General features: G+C 50.0%; 6 protein-coding genes. 1 reads left to right on the forward strand and 5 read right to left on the reverse strand.

All coding sequences use genetic code 11. The annotated features are described in order from the left end of the window. From DBO31_RS09500 to DBO31_RS08130, 5 genes are all read right to left on the reverse strand, one after another. On the reverse strand, nucleotides 1–983 hold a 983-nt coding region (locus tag DBO31_RS09500), incomplete at its 3' end, for a sigma-54-dependent Fis family transcriptional regulator (RefSeq protein ID WP_150824895.1). A gap of 273 nt (nucleotides 984–1,256) precedes the next feature. After that, nucleotides 1,257–1,670 carry an amino acid-binding protein gene (locus tag DBO31_RS08115; protein WP_059076989.1) on the reverse strand — a complete coding sequence of 138 codons (414 nt, stop codon included), beginning with the start codon at nucleotides 1,668–1,670 and terminating at the stop codon, nucleotides 1,257–1,259. Between the two features lie 31 nt (nucleotides 1,671–1,701). Further along, complete coding sequence (locus tag DBO31_RS08120; RefSeq protein ID WP_059076990.1) at nucleotides 1,702–2,742, reverse strand: 3-deoxy-7-phosphoheptulonate synthase; 1,041 nt, start codon at nucleotides 2,740–2,742, stop codon at nucleotides 1,702–1,704. A gap of 91 nt (nucleotides 2,743–2,833) precedes the next feature. Then, on the reverse strand, nucleotides 2,834–3,526 hold the full coding sequence (locus tag DBO31_RS08125; protein ID WP_059076991.1) for a response regulator transcription factor: 693 nt from the start codon (nucleotides 3,524–3,526) through the stop codon (nucleotides 2,834–2,836). Then, nucleotides 3,523–4,995, reverse strand: a complete 1,473-nt coding sequence (locus DBO31_RS08130; protein ID WP_159897815.1) for a cell wall metabolism sensor histidine kinase WalK — start codon at nucleotides 4,993–4,995, stop codon at nucleotides 3,523–3,525. The genes DBO31_RS08125 and DBO31_RS08130 overlap by 4 nt, the downstream gene beginning before the upstream one ends. Before the next feature lie 167 nt (nucleotides 4,996–5,162). Here DBO31_RS08130 and DBO31_RS08135 point away from each other — a divergent pair. Further along, nucleotides 5,163–6,184, forward strand: a 1,022-nt coding sequence (locus DBO31_RS08135) for a glycosyltransferase family 39 protein (RefSeq protein WP_150824897.1), incomplete at its 3' end; no start/stop codon positions are given.

Consider the following 6,184-nt stretch of genomic DNA (forward strand, 5'->3'; position numbering starts at 1 on the left):
ATTTTAAAGGTATTGAGGCGGAAATACAAATCTTCCCGGAATTTCCCGTCTTCTACCATCTGTTTCAGATTCCGGTTCGTCGCCGCAATGACCCGGACATCCACTTTCTGTACTTTGTCGGACCCTATCTTCTGGATTTCTCCGGACTGGAGAACCCGCAATAATTTAGACTGCATGAATAAGGGCATCTCGCCGATTTCATCGAGAAAAATCGTACCGCCATCAGCCAGTTCAAACTTGCCGGCCTTCCCGCCCCGGGAAGCACCCGTAAAAGACCCCGACGTATAACCAAAGAGTTCGCTCTCAATCAGCGTTTCGGGAATGGCCGAACAATTCATGCTGACAAACGGATAGCTCCGTTTGCCGCTCAGGCTGCGAATGGCCTGCACGAAGACTTCCTTCCCGGCTCCGCTTTCCCCTTCAATGAGGACCGTCGCATCCGTCGGCGCCACGATTTCCGCCATTTTCAGGCAGCGCAAAAAGGCCGGGTCTTCGCCGATAATATGAGAAAATTCTCTGGGCAATGACGGCTTCTCCGTTGACAAAGCTTTAAATATGGAATGACTCAGGCGCTGGGTCTTCTCCAGTTCCCGCTGCACTACCGTAATTTCCGTAATATCTTTAAATACCGATATGGCACCACAAAAGACGCCTTCCTTAAAGATAGGCGTAATGTTGACGAGAATCTTCTTTCCCCGCGTCCGTACCTCAACAAACTGATGCAGCCGCGGCTTATGATCCATCAGCGTATCCAATATGACCGCTCCCGGTTCAATTTCATCCATGCGCCGGTATAACACTTTTTCTTTTTTTACGTTCAAAATATGCGTATACGCTTCATTTAAATACACAATCCGCGAATCCGTATCGACAATGACGACGCCATCGGTTACGGCATCCATTGCCTCCATAAGCATATCCGGGCTGACACCCTGCACGGCCCGTTCTCCTGCCACGACGACCACCTCCGGAATACATTGCATAATTTTTTATCGTCACGTTACATGTATCAAGATATCACCATAGATATCGATTCCTTCATTGACCATTTACCTTTATTATACAATGAACCATCCTGCTTTTGCCACAAAAATGCATGGATTATGTAGATTGTAAACTGAAAAAGACCGCATACCTCGCGGTACACGGTCTTCTTCAATCAACATCAATAGAGGAGAGCCGATGTGCTGCCACCGGGCTATCTCCTTTTTTAGTATTATCACACGAAAGGAAAGACTGGACAAACACACGCCGCATCAGAAGCGGTCTAACAGGCGATAGCCTTTGCCCTTGAGAAAGGTTTCTGTTTCCGGTTCGTCTGTTTTAAGAACTGCTATGGGAGAGGATGTTTCCCGGTCAAAGGAAATGTAGCAGTATTTGACGAATACGTTGGCCCGGCTCAGGTTGGACAGGATTTTGTTCAGTGTGCCTGGTTTATCCGATGCCATATCAATGGCCAGTACTTTGTCGATGCGGCACTGATAGCCCGCTTTGACCAGTTCTTCCTGCGCTTTTTCCGAGTCATCTACGATCATGCGGAGGATGCCGAATTCGGCACTGTCATTGGCCAGTATGGTGTAAATATTGATATTTGCCTTAGCCAGCACATCTGTAACCCGGCCCAGGGCGCCATTTGTATTTGCCGTGAAGAGAGAAATCTGTTTAAGCATGAATGTTATCTCCTTATATCTGAAATTTAGGTTAGTAATCTACGCGGTCTGCCAGTTCCAGAATCAGTGCTTCTGTTTTTTCCCAGCCCAGGCAGGGGTCAGTAATCGATTTGCCATATACGCCATCACTGATTTTCTGGTTTCCGTCTTCAATATAGCTTTCAATCATCAGTCCTTTTACCATCTTTTTGATGTCCTTATTCATATGACGGCTGTAGAGGACGTCATTGGAAATGCGGATCTGTTCCAGATATTGTTTACCTGAGTTGGCATGATTGACATCGATGATGACGGCCGGATTTTCCAGGTCCCGTTTGCCATATTCTTCGAACAGGCGCTGCAAGTCTTCATAATGATAGTTGGGAAGGCTTTTGCCGAATTTATCCACATAGCCACGCAGGATCGCATGGGTCAGCGGATTCCCCAACGTCTTGACTTCCCAGCCGCGGAACAGGAACTGCTGTTCATGCTGGGCTGCGGCGATAGAATTGAGCATGACGGAAATATCACCCGATGTCGGGTTTTTCATTCCTACAGGAATACCGACGCCGCTGGCAATCATACGGTGCAGCTGATCTTCGACCGAACGGGCCCCGATGGCGGCATAGGATAATAAGTCCGATAAATACCGGTGGTTTTCCGGATAGAGGATTTCTTCTGCACAGGTAAATCCCGTTTCCCTGATGACCCGCATGTGCATATCGCGGATAGCGATGATGCCGGCCAGCATGTCTTCTTTACCTTCCGGATCCGGCTGGTGCAGCATTCCCTTGTACCCTACCCCGATGGTACGCGGTTTATTGGTATATACGCGGGGAATGATATAAATCGTGTCCTTGACCTGTTCCTGCACGCGGGCCAGGCGGTGTGCGTAGTCCACGACGGCTTCTTCATTATCGGCAGAGCAGGGCCCGATGATGAGCAGGAAACGGGAATCTTTGCCCGTAAGGATATCTTTAATTTCTTCGTCGCGCCGGCGTTTCGTTTCATAAATGGCCGGCTCGACCGGATAATCTTCTTTCAGTTCCTGCGGCGACGGCAGTTTCCTGATGAACTCCATTTCCAATTCCATATACTATACCCCCCAAAAAACTAAATGGTAGCTTCAATTATACCATAGGAAGGAATCTTTCATCCAGTATTTTTCACGGATTCCGTGCCTGTTATGGCTTAAACTTATACCCTACGCCCCATATGGTGAGCAGATGGCACGGCTTATTGGGATCTTTTTCGATGGCTTCCCGGAGGCGGTTGATATGGACCGGCACCGTGGCCGTATTGCCCAGGGAATCCATGCCCCATATCTTGTCATAAATCGTTTCCTTGCTGAATACCATATCGGCATTGACCATAAGAAATTCCAATACCTGGAATTCTTTATTGGGCAGGACTTTTTCCTTATTTCCCACAAATACCCGGTGTGTATCGGGGTCGAGGGAAATATTTCCCAGAGTAATGCGCGATTTTTTCCTGAGCGATGACCCTTTCAGGCGCTGGTACTGGGCCAGCTGGGATTTGACCCGGGCCACGAGGACGCTCGGTGAAAAAGGCTTTTCCACGTAGTCGTCGGCACCGAAGCCGAGTCCCCGGATTTTGTCGATATCTTCCCGCTTGGCCGTGACGATCATAATAGGGATATCCACCTTATCCCGCAGGCGGCGGCAGACTTCAAACCCGTCCATGCCGGGCAGCATGACATCGAGAAGTACCAGCTGGTACGTGCCACTCAGCGCTTCGTTCAGCCCGGCCAGCCCGTCAGAGGCAATGACGACGGTATATCCGCTCATTTCCAGGTAATCTTTTTCAATAAAGGCAATATCCTGATCATCTTCTATTATTAAAATACGTTCATTCATAGAGCATCTCCCCCGGCAGGCAGTTCCATATGTACACATAAGCCATGAGGATGGACCGGCAGAAAAATGACGGTCCCGCCCATGAGCTGTATCCCCCTTGCGACGATAGAAAGGCCCAGGCCGCTGCCATCACCAGTACGGCTCCGCGCCTTATCCGTCCGGTAAAACGGCTCTGCCAGGCGCGTCAGCGCTTCTTCCGGCACACCCGGCCCGTCATCGGCGACTTCCAGGCAGACCGTGTTATCCTGCCTCCATGCGCGGATACGGATGTGTACATCTTCTTCTGTTTTATATTTTATACTATTGGCCACCAGATTCGTCATGATGCGCTGCCATACTTCCCGGCTTCCGATCACAGGCAGTTTCTCTGGGGAACGCTGCCACACTACCAGAGCCTGATGACACTGCCAGCCTTCTTTATTTTCTTCTATTATATCAGAAATTACTTCATTTAGCTCTAGTGACTGTAGAGGCAATGCTTTTTCTCCCAGATCCATTTTAGAAAAGAGGAACAGCTGGTCAATCATGCGGCTCATATCTTCTGTCTTTTTCTGGATGACCTCAATATAGTGTCTGCGCCGTTCCGGCGTATTGGCCACGTTGTCAGCCAGCCCTTCAATATAGGCACGGATAGCCGTGAGGGGCGTGCGGATGTCGTGGGACATGCTGGCAATGAGTTCCTTTCTGTTTTCTTCCTGCCGCGTCCGTTCCTGCAGCGACCGCTCCAGTTCTTCCGTCATGATATTGAAGGTATCGACGACGGGCGCTACTTCATCCATATGGTTGTAGGTCAGGCGGCAGGTGAGATTTCCCTGCCGCACCTGATCCGATCCGTTCTGAAGCAGCCGGAGCGCCTGCAAAATATAGCGCAGTACAAACCGCGTCAGGAAGAAAATGGTCCCGGCCAGGAGCAGGAAAAAGGCGAGAAAGATGGCAAAGAGCGTTCCCTGGGTGGCATGTTCCACGGCATCATCCGTACCATGAGGCATCTGCCGGCTGACAAAATACAAATGATACAGCGAATCATTGATATATTGTTTTTCCATATAATAAAACTGCCCCGTATCGGCATGGACGTATGTATCCCGCTTCTGGCTGAAAAACGGACGTTCCCGGATATCACGGGGAATGTCTTCCATCATGCCGGCAAGCTGGCCATTGCCGTATTCGTAAATACGGCCGCCGTCTTTTTCCAGTACGACGTAACTCTGTTCCGGCGACAGCATTTCAATGATCCATTTATAATGTTCCGGATCATCACCGCTGCTGCGCAGGGCCCGGAACACGAAATGATGGACCACATCGCTGGCCCGGTTAAACTGGGTGGAACTTTCGACGTAGACGTGGTTTCCACTCTGCGTAAAAAGCCAGAGTCCGCCGGCAGCCATCAGAAACAGGATGGCCGTCATGAGTATGGGTACGACGAAGACGAGTATATGCGATAGGATCAGGCGTTTTTTTATAGTCACAATCATCCCTCCCGTTCTATCTTACTATCCGTCCGCCCCGGTTGCAATGACCGTTTTTTCTGTTTAATTTTTATTTAACACTTCTTATATTTTCTTTAAATGTCCTTACGCTTTTTATAACATTTCTCTGGTACCATAAACCTATCTTGCAGAAAGAAGGTTATGGTATGAAGTACATCGAACGGCATCCCTATGTAGTTCTCAGCATCTGTGCGCTCGTCCTGTTTCTGGCGGCCAATTCGTTTCTGGCGATTACCGATTCCGCCGAATCGAATTACGCCCTGACGGCAAAGGAAATGGTCCTCTCCGGCGACTGGCTATCGCCTCAGATATACGGCCATTACTGGTATGATAAGCCTATTTTCTATTACTGGGAACTAGCCCTCTCCTTTTCCGTGTTCGGTTTTACGGAATTTGCGGCACGACTTCCGTCGGCACTGATGGGGACGGCAGGTGTACTGTTCACATACTGGTTCACCGCCCGGGTATACGGCCGGTCTCTTGCCTTTTCTGCCGCTATCATCCTCATGACCAGCGTCGAATGCTGGCTTCTCTCCAAGGCAGTCATCACCGATGCGACGTTATTCCTCTTCATGAGTGCCAGCCTGGCCTTCTTCTACCTCGGCTATAGGGAAAACCGCCGCTGGTACTGGGCCGCCTATGTCATGGCCGCCCTGGCAGTACTGACCAAAGGTCCCATAGGACTGGCCCTGCCGGCACTGGCTGCCCTGATATTTCTCATCCTGCGCCATGACCTGAAAGAACTGCTCCACGTCCATCTGCTGAGCGGCATGGTCCTCTTCTTCGTCATCACCGGTCTCTGGTACGGCTTCATGTACAAGGTTCATGGATCGGATTTTCTTCTGAACTTCTTCGGTGTCCACAATTTTCTCCGGGCAACCGTTCCGGAACACGGCAGCAAAAACGTCTGGTATTTCTATATCATCATCTTTTTTTCCGGTTTTGCCCCCTGGAGTTTTACCTGGCCCTGGGCTCTCTGGAAATACAGGAAAGAACGCCGTATGCCCTTTGCAGGCAGTGATTCCTGCGCGCTGCTGCTCGCCCTGTATGCTGCCGTAACATTCATCTTCTTTACTCTTGTCGCCACGAAATACACGACCTATACCTATCCCGCCTTATTTTCTCTCGCCATCCTGAGTGCCGGCATGCTGCAGCACTGGCATCTGCC

The sequence above is a fragment of the Megasphaera sp. DJF_B143 genome, assembly GCF_900320625.1.
In the GTDB taxonomy this organism is placed as follows: Bacteria; Bacillota; Negativicutes; order Veillonellales; family Megasphaeraceae; genus Megasphaera; species Megasphaera hexanoica.